Source organism: Chitinolyticbacter albus, assembly GCF_024437655.1.
In the GTDB taxonomy this organism is placed as follows: domain Bacteria; phylum Pseudomonadota; class Gammaproteobacteria; order Burkholderiales; family Chitinibacteraceae; genus Chitinolyticbacter; species Chitinolyticbacter albus.
Genome location: NZ_JANBVF010000002.1, coordinates 33,977 through 47,465 on the forward strand (window position 1 = coordinate 33,977; position 13,489 = coordinate 47,465).

The window sequence follows — 13,489 nt, forward strand, 5'->3', positions numbered from 1 at the left end:
GCCCTTGCGGCTCCGCGTTACTCGTTTTCGGCGCGGGGGCCGGCTTGATCCTCCGGTTCCGCCCGATCTTCGGTGCGCTTGATCTGGCCCTTGCGCTTGAGCCAGAACAGCAGCCATGCCGGCAGAAATCCCAGGAAAAAGAACAGCAGCCCGCCCTTGATCACGTCGCCCGTGCCAGCGGCAAACATGACGATCACGTAGAGGTAGCCGATCAGAATGATGTACACGGTGCAATAGCCAAGGTAGGAAGATCAGCGCGCCGCAGGCTGCCCCGCGAACAGCCCCGCCATCTGCGCCACGCGCTCGACAAGCCCGGCAATCAGGCTCTCGATATGAGGAGGCAGGAAAGGCAGCATGATGGATACGGTAGCCACGCCGATCGCCAGCATCAGTGGAAAACCCACCGCGAACACATTGAGTTGCGGCGCCGCGCGCGTCATCACGCCGATCGCGAGGTTGGTGATCAGCAAGGAACCGATCACCGGCAATGCCAGCAAGACCCCCATGCGAAAGATCATCCCGCCCTGCTCAGCCAGCAGCCTGAAGCCGGCGGCGCCGAGCGGATCGGCAACGATGGGCACCTGGCCAAAGCTTTCCACCAGCACCTTGAGCATCACCAGATGCCCGCCCAGCGCGAGGAAGACCAGGATATTGAGCAGGCTGAACAACTGGCCGACCACGGGGGTGTTGGCAGAGGTTTGCGGATCGTAGAACATCGCAAATCCCATGCCCATCTGCAGGCCGGCGATATTGCCCGCCATCTCGACCGTGGTGAACACCAGGCGCACCGCGAAGCCGATCGCCAGCCCGATCACCAGCTGGTTCACCGCGATCAGCACACCCTGTGGCGACACCACAGCAAAGGCCGGCGGAGCGGGCAACAGCGGCGAAATCAGCACCGTGAGCAACAGGCACAGCGGCACGCGCACCTGCATGCTGATGGAGCGGCTGGAATAGAAGGGGTCGGCCAGCATAAAGCCGAGCACGCGCAAAAAGGGCCACCACAACAGGGCTAGCCAGAGATCGATCTGCGCCTGGGTGATCGTGAGCACGGCTCACCCTATCATTTGCGGAATGCTCTCGTAGAGCCGGATGGTGAAGTCGACCACGATCTGCACCATCCACGAGCCGGCGAAGATGAACACGAGGAAAGCGATCAGGAGCTTGGGGATAAAGGACAACGTCGCTTCGTTGATCTGCGTCGCCGCCTGGAACACGCTGACGATCAGGCCGGTGATAAGGATGGCGACCAGGATGGGGCCTGCCACCAGCACCATCACCTCCATGCCGCGCTGCACCAGCGATACCACGGTTTCCGGCGTCATCGCGTCTCTCCTATCCGACGTAGAAGCTCTGCACCAGCGAGCCCAAGAGCAGCGTCCAGCCATCGACCAGCACGAACAGCATCAGCTTGAACGGCAGCGAGATCATTACCGGCGACACCATCATCATCCCCATCGCCATCAGGATACTCGCCACCACGAAGTCGATGATGAGAAAGGGGATGAACACCATGAAGCCGATCTGGAACGCAGTCTTCAATTCACTGGTCACGAAGGCTGGCACCAGCACCTTCAGGCCCACATCCTCCGGCCCCTTGGGCTGGGCGGTGCCGGAGAGCTCGATAAAGAACGCCAGATCCTTCTGCCGCGTCTGCTTGAGCATGAAGTCCTTCAGCGGTACCGAGCCCTTGTCCACCGCCTGCATAAAGGTCAGCTGCTGCTCGCCGTAGGGCTTGTAGGCCTCGTTATAGATGCGATCGAGCACCGGCGACATCACGAACAGCGTGAGGAACAGCGATAGCCCGACGATCACCTGGTTGGGTGGCGCCTGCATAGTGCCAAGCGCCTGGCGCAGCAAGGAGAGCACGATGACGATGCGGGTGAACGCCGTCATCATCAGCAGCATCGCCGGCAGGAAAGTGAGCGCCGTGAGGAACAGCAGCGTCTCTATGGTCAGGCTGTACGCCGTGCCGCCAGCCGCCCCCTGCGTCGCCGTCATAAAAGGCACGCCCGGATCGGCAGCCATTGCAGGCATTGCCGCCAAAGCCAATGCGGCAAGAGGCAGCCATTTACGCATCGGGCTTGTTCCGTTTCATCAAGGCCGCCAGCTTTTCGGCGAACACGGGGATTGCCGCCTGCGGCGCGGGTGGCGCGTCAGCCGGGCGCGGCAGGGTATGCAGCAGATTGACGTTCTCACTGGTCACGCCAACCACGAGCCAGGTCGACTCGACCTCGACGATGACCACCCGCTCCTTGGCGCCGACCATCACGCCCGACACCACGCGCAGGCGGCTGCCAGCGGCCATCGGCAACAGTGAGAAACGACGCATCAGGAAGGCAGCGGCGACGATGAGCGCGATGACGAAGCACAGCGCGAGCAGTGTCTGGCCGAACTGCGCGATGCCAGGGCCCGGCACTTCGGCCGCATGAGCGGCCAGCGGCAAGGACCACAGCGCCGCGTAGCGGCACGGCAGGCGGAACATGTTACTTGTGCAGGCGGCGGATGCGTTCCGCCGGGGTGATGATGTCGGTCAGGCGGATCCCGAATTTGTCGTTCACGACGACGACTTCGCCCTGAGCGATCAGGCAGCCGTTGACGAGGACATCCATCGGTTCGCCAGCCAAGCCATCGAGTTCGACCACCGAGCCCTGCGCCAGCTGCAGCAGGCTGCGGATGGCGATCTTGGTGCGACCCAGCTCCACGGTCAGCGTGACCGGGATATCTAGAATCATGTCGATGTTGTTCGGGCCGCTGCTACCGGGCAACTGCGCGTCGAAGCGCTCGAAGATATCGGCCGGCTGGACCTGTGCGGCAGGTGCGGGAGCGGCGGCGGCTTCCTCTTCGGCCTGTTCGGCCATCGCGGCCGCCCAGTCGTCCATCACGTCGCCATCTTGCTGCGGCGTGTCGTCAGCCATTTTGCTCTCCCAGCTTCTCGTCGTCCGCGCCAAGACCGCCTTCGGACGAGCTCAGCACCTTGTTCACGCGCAATGCGTATTGGCCGTTGAGAATACCATACTTGCATTCGAGCACCGGCACCCCGTCCACCTCGGCGACGATGGCCTGCGGAATCTCCAGCGAGATCACATCACCGGACTTGAGGTTGACGATGTCACCCAGCGTGATCTTGGCATTGCCCAGCGTCGCCACGAGATCGACCTCCGCGTTCTGTACCTGTTTCTGCAACAGTTTGAGCCACCGATTGTCCGCTTCGATGCGGTCGGCCTGCATCGAGCTGTAGAGGATGTCGCGTATGGGCTCGATCATCGAGTACGGGAAGCAGATGTGGAAATCGCCGCCACCGGCGCCCAACTCGATCTTGAACGTGTATGACACCACCACTTCGGTCGGCGTGGCGATATTGGCGAACTGGGTATTCATTTCCGAGCGCACGTAGCCGAACTCGCACTCGAATACCGGCTTCCAGGCCTTCTGGTACTCCTCGAACACCACTTCCAAGAGGCGCTGGATGATGCGCTGTTCGGTCGGCGTGAAATCACGCCCTTCCACCCGCACGTGATAGCGGCCATCGGAGCCGAACAGGTTGTCCACCACCAGGAACACGAAATCCGGGTCGAAGATGAACAGACCGGTGCCGCGCAGCGGCTTCATGTGGATCAGGTTGAGGTTGGTCGGCACCACCAGGTTGCGGATGAACTCGCTGTACTTCTGCACCTTGATCGGCCCGACGCTGATCTCGGCGTTGCGGCGCATGAAATTGAACAGCGCCACGCGCAGATAGCGGGCGAAACGCTCGTTGATGATTTCCAGCGTGGGCATGCGCCCACGCACGATGCGTTCCTGACGGCCGATGTCATAGGCGCGCACCGACGAGGCGTCGAGCTGCTCGTCGCCTGTATCCTCCTCGCCGGTCACACCGCGCAATAGCGCGTCGACCTCTTCCTGGGAAAGGATGTCGTCCGCCATGATTACCGCTTAAGTGATGCGCTGAACCGTGTTATCGGCTCATTGCATGATAAATGTAGTGAAGTTCACCGAGAGTACACCTTCGTCCTTGCTATCCACGTGCAACATCTGATTGATGTTATCGCGGATCTCACCCGCCAGCTTGTCAGTGCCGGCCACAGTGCGCACCTCGGCAGGCGCTTTGCTGCGGATCAGCTTGATCGTCTCGGCCTGCACCTTGGGCAGGATATTCTTCAGTTCGGCCTGAGTTTCCGGATCGGCCACTTCGAGCACGATCTCGGTCTGCACCACCATGTCCTCCTCCTCGCTGCTGAGGTTGGCGGTGATGGTCTGTAGCTTCTCGTAGACTGGCGGCATCTCATGCTCCGCCTTCTTCTTGGCCTTCTTCTTATGGCCGCCTTCGGACTGCGATGCACTCGACTCATCGTATTGCTCGGTCGCCGGCGAGCGCAGTAACAGAAAGGCAACGACACCCAGCGCAACAACCAGCACCAGCGCAACGACCACGACGATCAGCACGATCGTCATCGTCTTCTTGCCCTTGCCAGGCTCCACGACTTTCGCCTCTGCCATTCTCACCTCTTCCTGATTCGGAAAACACCCCGGTTGGACAGGGTGATTCTGGGTTGTTACACGCGCAGTTTATAACCCAAAATTGTAAGAAAAACAAGCATCAAGGCTTACGTCTTAACCCAGTTTCTTGCATCAAGCGTAAAGACTGAGCCCCGATCGCGCCACGGGCAAATGCACGGCACCAGACAGCTGTTCGACATTGAGCGTTTCGGCCTGATCACCATTGGGACCACCCGGGCCTTGCGGTTGGCTACCGCCCTGTTGCTGCTGTCCGGCGGACGCCTGTTGCTGCTGCGTATGCTGGTTCAGCGTATCGGACGCCACCTGCACGTTGACCAGCTGGATGCCCTGGTCGGCCAGCAGCGCCGACAGCCTTGGAGTAGCCGCGGCCAGCGCTTCGCGCACGCCGGCGTGCTGGCTGGCAAACACCACGCTGGCGTTGTCCGCAGCCAGCGACAAGCGCACTTCCATCGGCCCCAGGTGCGGCGGGTTCAGCTGCATTTCGATCTGCTGCTCCTGCTTGCCCAGCATCAGCGCCACGCGTTGCGCCACGGCGTCCCCCCAGCGATTACTGCCCACGGGCTCTGGCACATAGTGGCTGGGCTTGACCGCCGGTGCTTCGCTCTTGGCGACGCTGGGCTGGCTGGTGGTTTCGCTTGCAGCCCGGAACATGGGGGGGGCCGTTTCGGCGTCGACCGGCAATTCCTCACCCTCGCTGTGGGTAGCAAGCGGCAAGACCTTGCCGTCGGCGGCAAGTTCTGCCTTGCCTTCCTTCACCGACGCCTGCGCCAATTGCGACGCCGTGCTGGCTTCTTCCTTGCCGGTCGCGCCGGGCTTGCCGGTCGCGCCGGCCAGCCACGCCTTCATCGCCGCGACCGGGTCGCTGGTGCTGTCGAGCCCGGATGCGACCGGCAGCTTGATGGCCTGCACGTCCGGGTTGGCGCTCAACTGCAGCTCGGCGAGCCAGGCGTGCGCGGCCACGCGGCCAGCCAGATCCGGCGTATCGGCGCTGGCCTTGCCCTGTTTTTGCTTGAGGGGTAGCGCCTTGCCATCGCCGTTCATCTCGTCGGCGAATACCTTGCCAAAGCTCTCCCTTTCCTCGCCCTTCGCGGCGGGTGCTGGCGTGTTTGCGGGTTTGTTGGCAGCCTGGCTGTTGCTGATCAGATGCACGGCGCTGGGCATGTTGGGAATTCCCTGGTTGGCTGGTTCGCCCAATTACAAGCAAATCCAATGCCAGCCCGCCATGCCAGGGAGCACCGCGCGGTATAGGGCCGTTTTTGGTCCTGTGCAGCCGTGACACAATCGACGGCAGGCCCTAGACTTGCCCACAGCAAGGAGCGGGTGCATGGCCGAAGATTCAGACGCAGAAAAAACCGAAGCGGCGACGGGAAGGCGCCTGGAAGAGGCGCGTCGCAAGGGGCAGATCCCACGCTCGCAGGAGCTCTCCACCTTTACCGTGCTGCTGGGCGGCCTCGTCGCCATCCTGGTGATGGGGCCGGACCTGATGGACGTGTTCAGGCAGTTGTTCATCTCCGAGCTGACGTTCGATCGGGCCGAGCTGATCGACCCCAACCTGCAGCTCACGCAATTCGTTGCCGCCTGCGGCGAGGCCTTGAAGGCCATCCTGCCCTTGTTCCTGGTTTGTGTGATCGTCGGCGTGAGCACGCCGCTGGCCATCGGTGGGTTGCTGCTCACCACCGAGACGCTGACGCCCAATTTTTCCCGGATGAACCCGGCTACCGGCATCAAGCGGATGTTCTCGATCCGCTCGCTGGTGGAAATGACCAAGACCATACTCAAATCCGCCCTGATCGGCGGCGTGGCTGCCGCCGTGCTGTGGAGCGAGCGGGACGAGTTCGTCCAGCTGATCACCATGCCCGAGGACGTCGGCTTTTCGTATCTGTGGCAGATGATCCGCCACACCTTGCTGCTGGTGGTCGGCGGCATGGCGCTGATCCCGTTGATCGACGTGCCCTACCAGTTGTGGGATTACTACAAAGGCCTGCGCATGACCAAGGAAGAGGTCAAGCGCGAGTACCGCGAATCCGAGGGCGATCCGCAGATCAAGGGCCGCATCCGCCAGCTGCAGCGCGAAGCGGCGAGAAAGCGCATGATGGCCAATATCCCCAAGGCCGATGTGATCGTGACCAACCCGACCCACTATGCGGTGGCGCTGCAATACACATCCAAGATGCGCGCGCCGGTGGTCGTCGCCAAGGGCGCCTTCCTCCTGGCCGAGCGCATCATCGAGATCGGTGAGGAGCACAAGGTGACGGTGGTACGCACGCCCCCGTTCGCCCGCGCGCTGTATCACCATGCCGAGCTCGGCGAGGAGATTCCCGCGGCGCTCTACACGGCCGCAGCCGAAGTGCTGGCGTATATCTTCCAGCTGCGCGAGTTCCGTCGCCAGGGTGGGCAGGAACCCAGACTGAACGACACGCTGCCGGTACCGCCCGAGCTCGACCCCGGAGCGCCGAGCACCACACCCTGAGCATTCCGGTAGAATCGCCCGCAACCCGTAAGCACCACCCGCCGAACTGCCGCAAACGCAGCCTAGAACTTACTACTGTGAACAGACCCTGACCCATGTGGTGGCGTAACTTCAACTACACCAAGCTCGCCGGCCCCGTGCTGGTGCTGATGGTGCTCGGCATGATGATCCTGCCGCTGCCGCCGCTGCTGCTCGATCTGCTGTTCACCTTCAACATCGCGCTGTCAGTCGTGGTGCTGATGGTCAGCCTCTACACGCGCGAGCCGCTTGAGTTCTCCAGCTTTCCCACGGTGCTGCTGTTCACCGCGCTGTTGCGGCTGTCGCTCAACGTCGCCTCGACCAAGCTGGTGCTCACCGAAGGCCACACCGGCGGCGATGCGGCCGGCAAGGTGATCGAGGCCTTCGGCCACGTGCTGATCGGCGGCAACCTCGCCGTCGGCATCGTCGCCTTCGTCATCCTCACCATCATCAACTTCGTCGTGATCACCAAGGGTGCCGGCCGGATCGCCGAAGTGAGCGCCCGCTTCACGCTGGACGCCATGCCCGGCAAGCAGATGGCGATCGACGCCGATCTCAACGCCGGCCTGATCGGCGAAGAGGAAGCGCGCCGCCGCCGCAGTACGATTGCGCAGGAAGCGGATTTCTTCGGTTCCATGGATGGTGCGTCCAAGTTCGTGCGCGGCGATGCGGTCGCCGGCATCCTGATCATGGTGATCAACCTGGTGGGCGGCCTGATCGTCGGCGTGGTGCAGCACGATCTGCCCTTTGCCGAAGCCGGCGAGACCTACACGCTGCTGACCATCGGCGACGGCCTCGTCGCCCAGGTGCCCGGCCTCATCATCTCGGTGGCAGCCGGCATCGTGGTGTCGCGCGTCGGCACCGACAAGGATATCTCCGAGCAGCTGCTGGGCCAGTTGTTCGCCAACCCGCAGGTGCTCTATATCGTCGCCAGCGTGATGGCCATCCTCGGCATCATCCCCGGCATGCCGCACCTCGCGTTCCTGACCATGGCCGCGCTCGCGGCTGGCATCGCCTGGTATATCGAAAAGCGCGAACGGGAAAAACTGCTGGCACCACCGCCCGCTCCAGGGCAGCCCGGCGTGCCCGGTCAACCGGGCCAGCCCGGTGCCGTGGCCCCGGCCGAGCAACCACTGCAAGAAGTCAGCTGGGCCGACGTGCAGCCAGTCGATCCGGTCGGGCTGGAAGTGGGTTACCGCCTGATACCGCTGGTCGATCGCAACCAGGATGGCGAACTGCTGCGCCGCATCCGCGGCATCCGCAAGAAGCTGGCGCAGGAACTGGGCTTTCTGATGCCCGCCGTACATATCCGCGACAATCTCGAGCTCAAGCCCAACCAGTACCGCATCCTGCTCAAGGGCGTCGATGTCGGCGTCGGCGAGGCCTATGCCGGGCAATGGCTGGCGATCAATCCGGGCAATGCCTCCGGCTCGCTGGCAGGCACCCAGACCAAGGACCCCACTTTCGGCCTGCCCGCCACCTGGATCGACGCCAGCCTGCGCGAACAGGCGCAAGCCATGGGCTACACCGTGGTCGACACCTCCACCGTCGTCGGCACGCATATCTCCAACACGCTGCAAGGCCACGCTGCCGAATTGCTCGGCCGCGAGGAAGTGCAGGCGCTGCTCGATCATTTCGCCAAGGAGTCACCCAAGCTGGTCGAGGACATCGTGCCCAAGATGGTGCCGCTCGCCACGCTGCAGAAGGTGCTGCAGAACCTGCTGGACGAAGGCATGCACATTCGCGATCTGCGCACCATCCTGGAAACGCTAGGCGAGCACTTTCCGCGCAACCAGGATCTGGACGAGCTCACCGCGGCCGTGCGCGTCGCGCTGGGCCGCGCCATCGTCCACCAGCTGTTCCCCGGCGAGAACGAATTGCCGGTGGTGGCGCTGGAACCGCAACTGGAAAACATCCTGCTCTCGGCCGCCAGCGGCAAATCCCCCGGCGGGCTAGAGCCGGGCCTTGCCGAGCGCCTGCTGAAACAGGCCTCGCAATTGACCGAGAACCTGGAGGCGCAAGGCCTCTCCACCGTGCTGATCACCCCGGCCCAGCTGCGGCCGATGCTGAGCCGCTTTTTGCGCCGCTCCATCCCAGGCCTCAGAGTGATCTCGCACACCGAGATTCCGGACAACAAGACGATACGGATCGTTGGGGTGCTGGGGGCGGCGTGAACATCAAGCGCTCGCTGGCTGCCGCTACGAGCATCGACACATAACGTGTACGTAATACGATACGAATCCATGAGGCGCGTACTGCGCACCCCGTGGCGGACTTCCATCGGTGCTCCTCGCCTCGGCTTCACTCTTTCTCGGAAGGGGACTCCAGCCTCAACTTGGCAGACACCGCGTTCTTTCTAATTTGTTCGGTTATGCGCTTGTCCGAGATGGTATTGCTGAAGCATGTCATGAAGATTTGCTTGAACCCGGACTCGCCAATTATTTTTGTCGGTGACTCGGAATGCCACCCAGGAGGATAGGTGGCAACCATGCTCTCATAAACGCAGTCGCATGCCACAAACGCTGGTTGCAGTGCTTCGGTAAGCGTGGGCGCAATGACGAGATCAATTTCAGTCTGACTAGGCGCCTTCCCTCTAGCTGCAGTTGCCCGACGCACATACTCTGCCACTTGAGGCGCAACAATCGCACTACGGCAACCCCTTAGCACTTCCTTTTTCACTTCCTCCGGAACGGCTTCCGCCGCGGAACTGGCCTCAACCAAAGCGAAGACAGCAAGCATTGCAAATCCCGAAAAACTGCACTGCTTCATAGCATCACCATCACTCTTTAAATTGAATTGATCTGGTACGGTATGGCATTCCAGGCAATCAATACAAACTGTTTACCAGACTCCCAGTGAACTGTCGTAAAGGGGAGCTCATGGCGTACTGCCGGGGAGCGATCCTTCGCGCCATTGATGCTGAAGCCATGGCTGCAGTACCAAATCGCAGCCCACTCATTGCAACGCCAAACATGCTTCCCCGTTTAAAAGCAACTTCGGCTAACGCCCCTTGGGCGGCGTCAGTTCCTTCGGCCGGTAATCGCACACATCGTTCACCACGCAGCGCCAGCATTCGGGACGGCGGGCCTTGCACACGTAGCGGCCATGCAGGATCAGCCAGTGGTGCGCATTGAGACGAAACTCCGGTGGGGTGACCTTCAAGAGTTTCTGCTCGACCGCGTTCACGTCCTTGCCGGGCGCAAGCCCCGTGCGATTGCCAACGCGGAAGATATGGGTATCGACCGCGATGGTCGGCTCGCCAAAAGCGGTGTTGAGGATCACATTGGCCGTCTTGCGACCGACGCCGGGCAGCGCCTCCAGCGATACGCGGTCGCGCGGTACCTCGCCGTCGTGCTGCTCCAGCAGGATGCGACAGGTCGCCAGCAAGTGCTTGGCCTTGCTGCGATAGAGCCCGATGGTGGCGATATACGATTCCAGCCCCTCCTGCCCCAGCGCCAGGATGGTGGCGGGGGTGTTGGCCACCGGATAGAGCCGGCGCGTTGCCTTGTTCACGCCGACGTCGGTCGCCTGCGCCGACAGCAGCACGGCGGTCAGCAACTCGAACGGCGTGGTGTATTCGAGTTCGGTGGTCGGATTGGGGTCGAGCTCGGCGAGGCGTTGGTAGAAGGTGTAGCGGGTAGCCTTGTTCATGCCGGTTCTGTGTGCAGTGGGACGGATGGCGCCGCGGCGCGGCGTTCGGCGCGACGATCGAGTAGCTTCTTGCCGGTGATCAGCAGCGCCAGGCCGAAAAAGGCGCCAGGCGGCAGGCTGGCGAGCAGGAACTGGTAGCCGGCATCGGCCGGAATCACATGGATGGTCCAGGCCCGCGCGACGGGCCCAAAGACCAGATCGAGGTTGGAAAACAGTGTGCCGCGCGCCGCGAGCTCGCGGATCGCCCCCAACCCCGCCAGCACGCCGGTCAATCCCAGCCCCATCATCAGCCCGTCCCAGCCGGCCGCCAGCACGGGCTGGCGCGAGGCGAACGCTTCGGCGCGCGCCAGCACGATGCAATTGGTGGTGATCAGCGGGATGAAGATGCCCAGCACCAGATAGAGCCCATGCGCGTAGGCGTTGAACAGCAGGTCGACCATGGTGACGAGCGCGGCGATGATCAGGATGAAGATGGGGCTGCGCAGCTCGTTCGGCACGAAGTCGCGTACCGCCGCCACCGCCATCCCCGAGAGCAGCATCACCATGCTGGTCGCCAGCCCCAGCGATACCGCATTGACGATATTGCTGGAGATCACCAGCACTGGACACAGCCCCAGCAATTGCACGAGGCCAGCGTTCTGTTTCCACAGCGCGTTGCTGGCGATCTCGCGAGCTTCGCTTCGGTTCATCGCTCCCCCTCCTCGCCAAACAGCATCACGCGCCGTGCCGCCACCACTGCCAGCGCCGCTTTCACCGCCCGTACTACCGCACGCGGCGTGATCGTTGCGCCGGCCATGTAGTCGAACCGGCCGCCGTCCTTGGTCAATGCCCATTGCGACTCAGGGGGCGATTGCAGCGACGCGCCGGTGAACTGCGCGCTCCATGCCGACTTGGTCGCTTCGATATAGTCGCCCAAGCCCGGGGTTTCCTTGTGGCCGATCACGCGCAGCGCCAGGACGCGCCCGTCACGGCCCACGCCCACCAGCAGCCTGATCGCCCCGGCGTAGCCGTCGGGCGCGGTGGCTTCGATCACCACGGCCTGCGTCACCCCCAAGCGCTGCGCCGGATAGGCCTGCGCCGTCGCCTGGCCAAGCTGGGCGGCTGCATCGGCTGGCAAGGTGATCGCGTCGGCGACGGGATCGTTGTCGTAATGGATACCCGGCAACGCCTCGCCCAGCAGCGCCAGCCGCGCGGCCTGCTCGTTGTCGGCGACGCGCGCGCGCGTCAACAGCCAGGTGACCGACATCAGCGCGGTGCAAATGAGTGCAAACACCAGCAGTGTCAATGCGCCGCGCAGGCTGCTTCGCGCCGCCGAGCTCATCGCGCACCCTTGCGCCCGAACACCGCAGGCTGCGTGTACTGGTCGATAAAGGGCGCGGCGATATTCATGATCAGTACGGCAAAAGCTACCCCATCTGGATAGTTGCCAAAGCTGCGGATCAACCAGGTAAGCAGGCCCGCGAGCGCAGCAAAGAGCAGCCGGCCGCGCGGCGTGGTCGGTGCCGTGACCGGATCGGTAACAATAAAGAAAGCCGCCAGCATCACCGCGCCGGTACTGAGCTGGAACAGTGGTGACGCGTACTGCTGGGCATCAAGCAGATGCGCAAGACCCGAACAGGCTACGACGGCGCCCAGATAGCCCACCGGCAACTGCCACGGGATCAGCTTCTGCCGCCACAGCAGCAGGCCACCGGCCAGCCAGCCAGCGGCGATCCATTCGCTGCCCTTGCCGCCGATATCGCCGAATTGGGGCGATTGCAGGATCGCCGGCACCATCTGGCCCTGGCGCAGCGCGGTACGCACTGCGTCCAGCGGCGTCGCCGATGCGATCGCATCGAACCCCACGCCGGGGGGCAAGGCGCCAGCCAGGATCAAGCGGATCTGGTCGAGCGCGGATAGATCCAGCGCCGGCAGCACCAGGGGCGCGCCCCAGCGCGCCATCTGCGCCGGAAAGGACACGATGAGCACGGCAAAACCGACCATGCCCGGGTTGAACGTGTTCTGCCCCAGCCCGCCAAAGGCGTGCTTGGCCAACCCGATCGCTACCACCGTGCCCAGCACCACCAGCCACCACGCCGCCAGTGGCGGCATGCACAGCGCCAGCAGCCAGGCCGTCACCACGGCGGAGCCATCGGTCAGCGCCGGCTGCAATGCGCGCCCGCGCAGCTTCAGGCAGATCGCTTCGGTCAGCAGCGCCGTCGCCGTTGCAAGCAACAGCTGCAGCAGCAGGCCGATGCCGTAAACACCGACATGCAGCACGATGCCCGGCAGCAAGGCCACCGCCACGGTGAACATCACCCGCTGCAGCGGCGTCGGCTCGATCAGGAAGGGGGAGGTTTTCATGCGCGCCGCCTGAGCGCAAAGCGACCGAACGATAGCGCATGCAACGGATCGAAGCACCCGGACCGGCTTGCCCAGCGCCGTACAAAGCACAGGTCATCCCCGGTCAGACCGGTTTCAGGATTGATCAGGAATACCCCGGGTGCGGCAGGTCTGAACTGGCTTTCGTCGTCATCAAGCACCAGTCGCTCGCCCACCGCGAAGTAGTGGCAAAACCAGTCGATCTCCTCCTCGCGCGCACGGCCAGGAAATTCTGGCGTGCAACCGATGACCCTGGCGCCGAGCCGGCCCAGCAGCAATTGCAGTTCCGCTATTGTGCGATTGCAGCGCCAATTGGAAGAAACCACCACGTCGACATGGGGATAGCCGCGTAGCGCCCGCTCAAGCAACGGCAGATGTTCCAGTGTTTCCACAAATCCGGGATGCAGCACGCCATCGATATCGAGAAATAGCACTGCCGGACCCGGTGTACGCACGATCAGCTGGGCA

At 63.1% G+C, this 13,489-nt stretch carries 17 protein-coding genes; 2 read left to right on the top strand and 15 right to left on the bottom strand.

What is annotated here, in order from left to right; genetic code table 11:
• Window positions 1-17: 17 nt before the first annotated feature.
• From NLI84_RS01815 to NLI84_RS01855, 9 genes are all read right to left on the bottom strand, one after another.
• Window positions 18-227: a hypothetical protein gene (locus tag NLI84_RS01815; protein ID WP_255987772.1), complete on the bottom strand. Its 210-nt coding sequence runs from the start codon at window positions 225-227 to the stop codon at window positions 18-20.
• Window positions 228-251: 24 nt separating this feature from the next.
• A complete protein-coding gene (gene fliR / locus NLI84_RS01820; RefSeq protein ID WP_255987774.1) occupies window positions 252-1,052 on the bottom strand; it encodes a flagellar biosynthetic protein FliR in 801 nt (266 codons plus the stop codon).
• Between the two features lie 3 nt (window positions 1,053-1,055).
• Window positions 1,056-1,325: a flagellar biosynthesis protein FliQ gene (fliQ, locus tag NLI84_RS01825; RefSeq protein WP_255987776.1), complete on the bottom strand. Its 270-nt coding sequence runs from the start codon at window positions 1,323-1,325 to the stop codon at window positions 1,056-1,058.
• A gap of 10 nt (window positions 1,326-1,335) precedes the next feature.
• Window positions 1,336-2,079 carry a flagellar type III secretion system pore protein FliP gene (gene fliP, locus NLI84_RS01830; RefSeq protein WP_255987777.1) on the bottom strand — a complete coding sequence of 248 codons (744 nt, stop codon included), beginning with the start codon at window positions 2,077-2,079 and terminating at the stop codon, window positions 1,336-1,338.
• A complete protein-coding gene (fliO, locus tag NLI84_RS01835; RefSeq protein ID WP_255987781.1) occupies window positions 2,072-2,485 on the bottom strand; it encodes a flagellar biosynthetic protein FliO in 414 nt (137 codons plus the stop codon). Before fliO ends, fliP begins: the two co-directional genes overlap by 8 nt.
• 1 nt (window position 2,486) lies before the next feature.
• A complete protein-coding gene (gene fliN / locus NLI84_RS01840; protein WP_255987782.1) occupies window positions 2,487-2,918 on the bottom strand; it encodes a flagellar motor switch protein FliN in 432 nt (143 codons plus the stop codon).
• Window positions 2,911-3,927: a flagellar motor switch protein FliM gene (gene fliM / locus NLI84_RS01845; protein ID WP_255987783.1), complete on the bottom strand. Its 1,017-nt coding sequence runs from the start codon at window positions 3,925-3,927 to the stop codon at window positions 2,911-2,913. The genes fliN and fliM overlap by 8 nt, the downstream gene beginning before the upstream one ends.
• A 39-nt stretch (window positions 3,928-3,966) precedes the next feature.
• The gene (locus NLI84_RS01850; protein WP_255987784.1) at window positions 3,967-4,500 is read right to left on the bottom strand and encodes a flagellar basal body-associated FliL family protein; all 534 of its coding nucleotides are present in this window, start codon (window positions 4,498-4,500) and stop codon (window positions 3,967-3,969) included.
• Between the two features lie 132 nt (window positions 4,501-4,632).
• Window positions 4,633-5,682 (bottom strand): flagellar hook-length control protein FliK, encoded by a 1,050-nt coding sequence (locus tag NLI84_RS01855; protein WP_255987786.1) that lies wholly within the window; start codon window positions 5,680-5,682, stop codon window positions 4,633-4,635.
• Window positions 5,683-5,845: 163 nt separating this feature from the next.
• On the opposite strand from NLI84_RS01855, the gene flhB reads away from it, so the two are divergent.
• Together flhB and flhA are read left to right on the top strand one after the other, a co-directional pair.
• Entirely contained in the window at window positions 5,846-6,991 is a 1,146-nt protein-coding gene (gene flhB, locus NLI84_RS01860) for a flagellar biosynthesis protein FlhB (RefSeq protein ID WP_255987788.1), read from the top strand.
• A 95-nt stretch (window positions 6,992-7,086) separates the two neighbouring features.
• Entirely contained in the window at window positions 7,087-9,183 is a 2,097-nt protein-coding gene (gene flhA, locus NLI84_RS01865) for a flagellar biosynthesis protein FlhA (RefSeq protein ID WP_255987789.1), read from the top strand.
• A gap of 127 nt (window positions 9,184-9,310) precedes the next feature.
• On the opposite strand, the gene NLI84_RS01870 is transcribed toward flhA, so the two are convergent.
• The 6 genes from NLI84_RS01870 to NLI84_RS01895 all read right to left on the bottom strand — a co-directional run bounded on the left by NLI84_RS01870 (window position 9,311) and on the right by NLI84_RS01895 (window position 13,455).
• Entirely contained in the window at window positions 9,311-9,748 is a 438-nt protein-coding gene (locus NLI84_RS01870) for a hypothetical protein (protein WP_255987791.1), read from the bottom strand.
• A gap of 261 nt (window positions 9,749-10,009) precedes the next feature.
• Window positions 10,010-10,660, bottom strand: coding sequence for an endonuclease III (gene nth / locus NLI84_RS01875; RefSeq protein WP_255987792.1), 651 nt, complete (start codon window positions 10,658-10,660; stop codon window positions 10,010-10,012).
• The gene (locus tag NLI84_RS01880; RefSeq protein ID WP_255987793.1) at window positions 10,657-11,349 is read right to left on the bottom strand and encodes an electron transport complex subunit E; all 693 of its coding nucleotides are present in this window, start codon (window positions 11,347-11,349) and stop codon (window positions 10,657-10,659) included. The genes nth and NLI84_RS01880 overlap by 4 nt, the downstream gene beginning before the upstream one ends.
• Window positions 11,346-11,981: an electron transport complex subunit RsxG gene (rsxG, locus tag NLI84_RS01885; protein WP_255987794.1), complete on the bottom strand. Its 636-nt coding sequence runs from the start codon at window positions 11,979-11,981 to the stop codon at window positions 11,346-11,348. The genes NLI84_RS01880 and rsxG overlap by 4 nt, the downstream gene beginning before the upstream one ends.
• The gene (locus NLI84_RS01890) at window positions 11,978-13,003 is read right to left on the bottom strand and encodes an RnfABCDGE type electron transport complex subunit D (protein WP_255987796.1); all 1,026 of its coding nucleotides are present in this window, start codon (window positions 13,001-13,003) and stop codon (window positions 11,978-11,980) included. Before NLI84_RS01890 ends, rsxG begins: the two co-directional genes overlap by 4 nt.
• Window positions 13,000-13,455: an HAD domain-containing protein gene (locus tag NLI84_RS01895; RefSeq protein ID WP_255987798.1), complete on the bottom strand. Its 456-nt coding sequence runs from the start codon at window positions 13,453-13,455 to the stop codon at window positions 13,000-13,002. Before NLI84_RS01895 ends, NLI84_RS01890 begins: the two co-directional genes overlap by 4 nt.
• Window positions 13,456-13,489 lie beyond the last annotated feature (34 nt).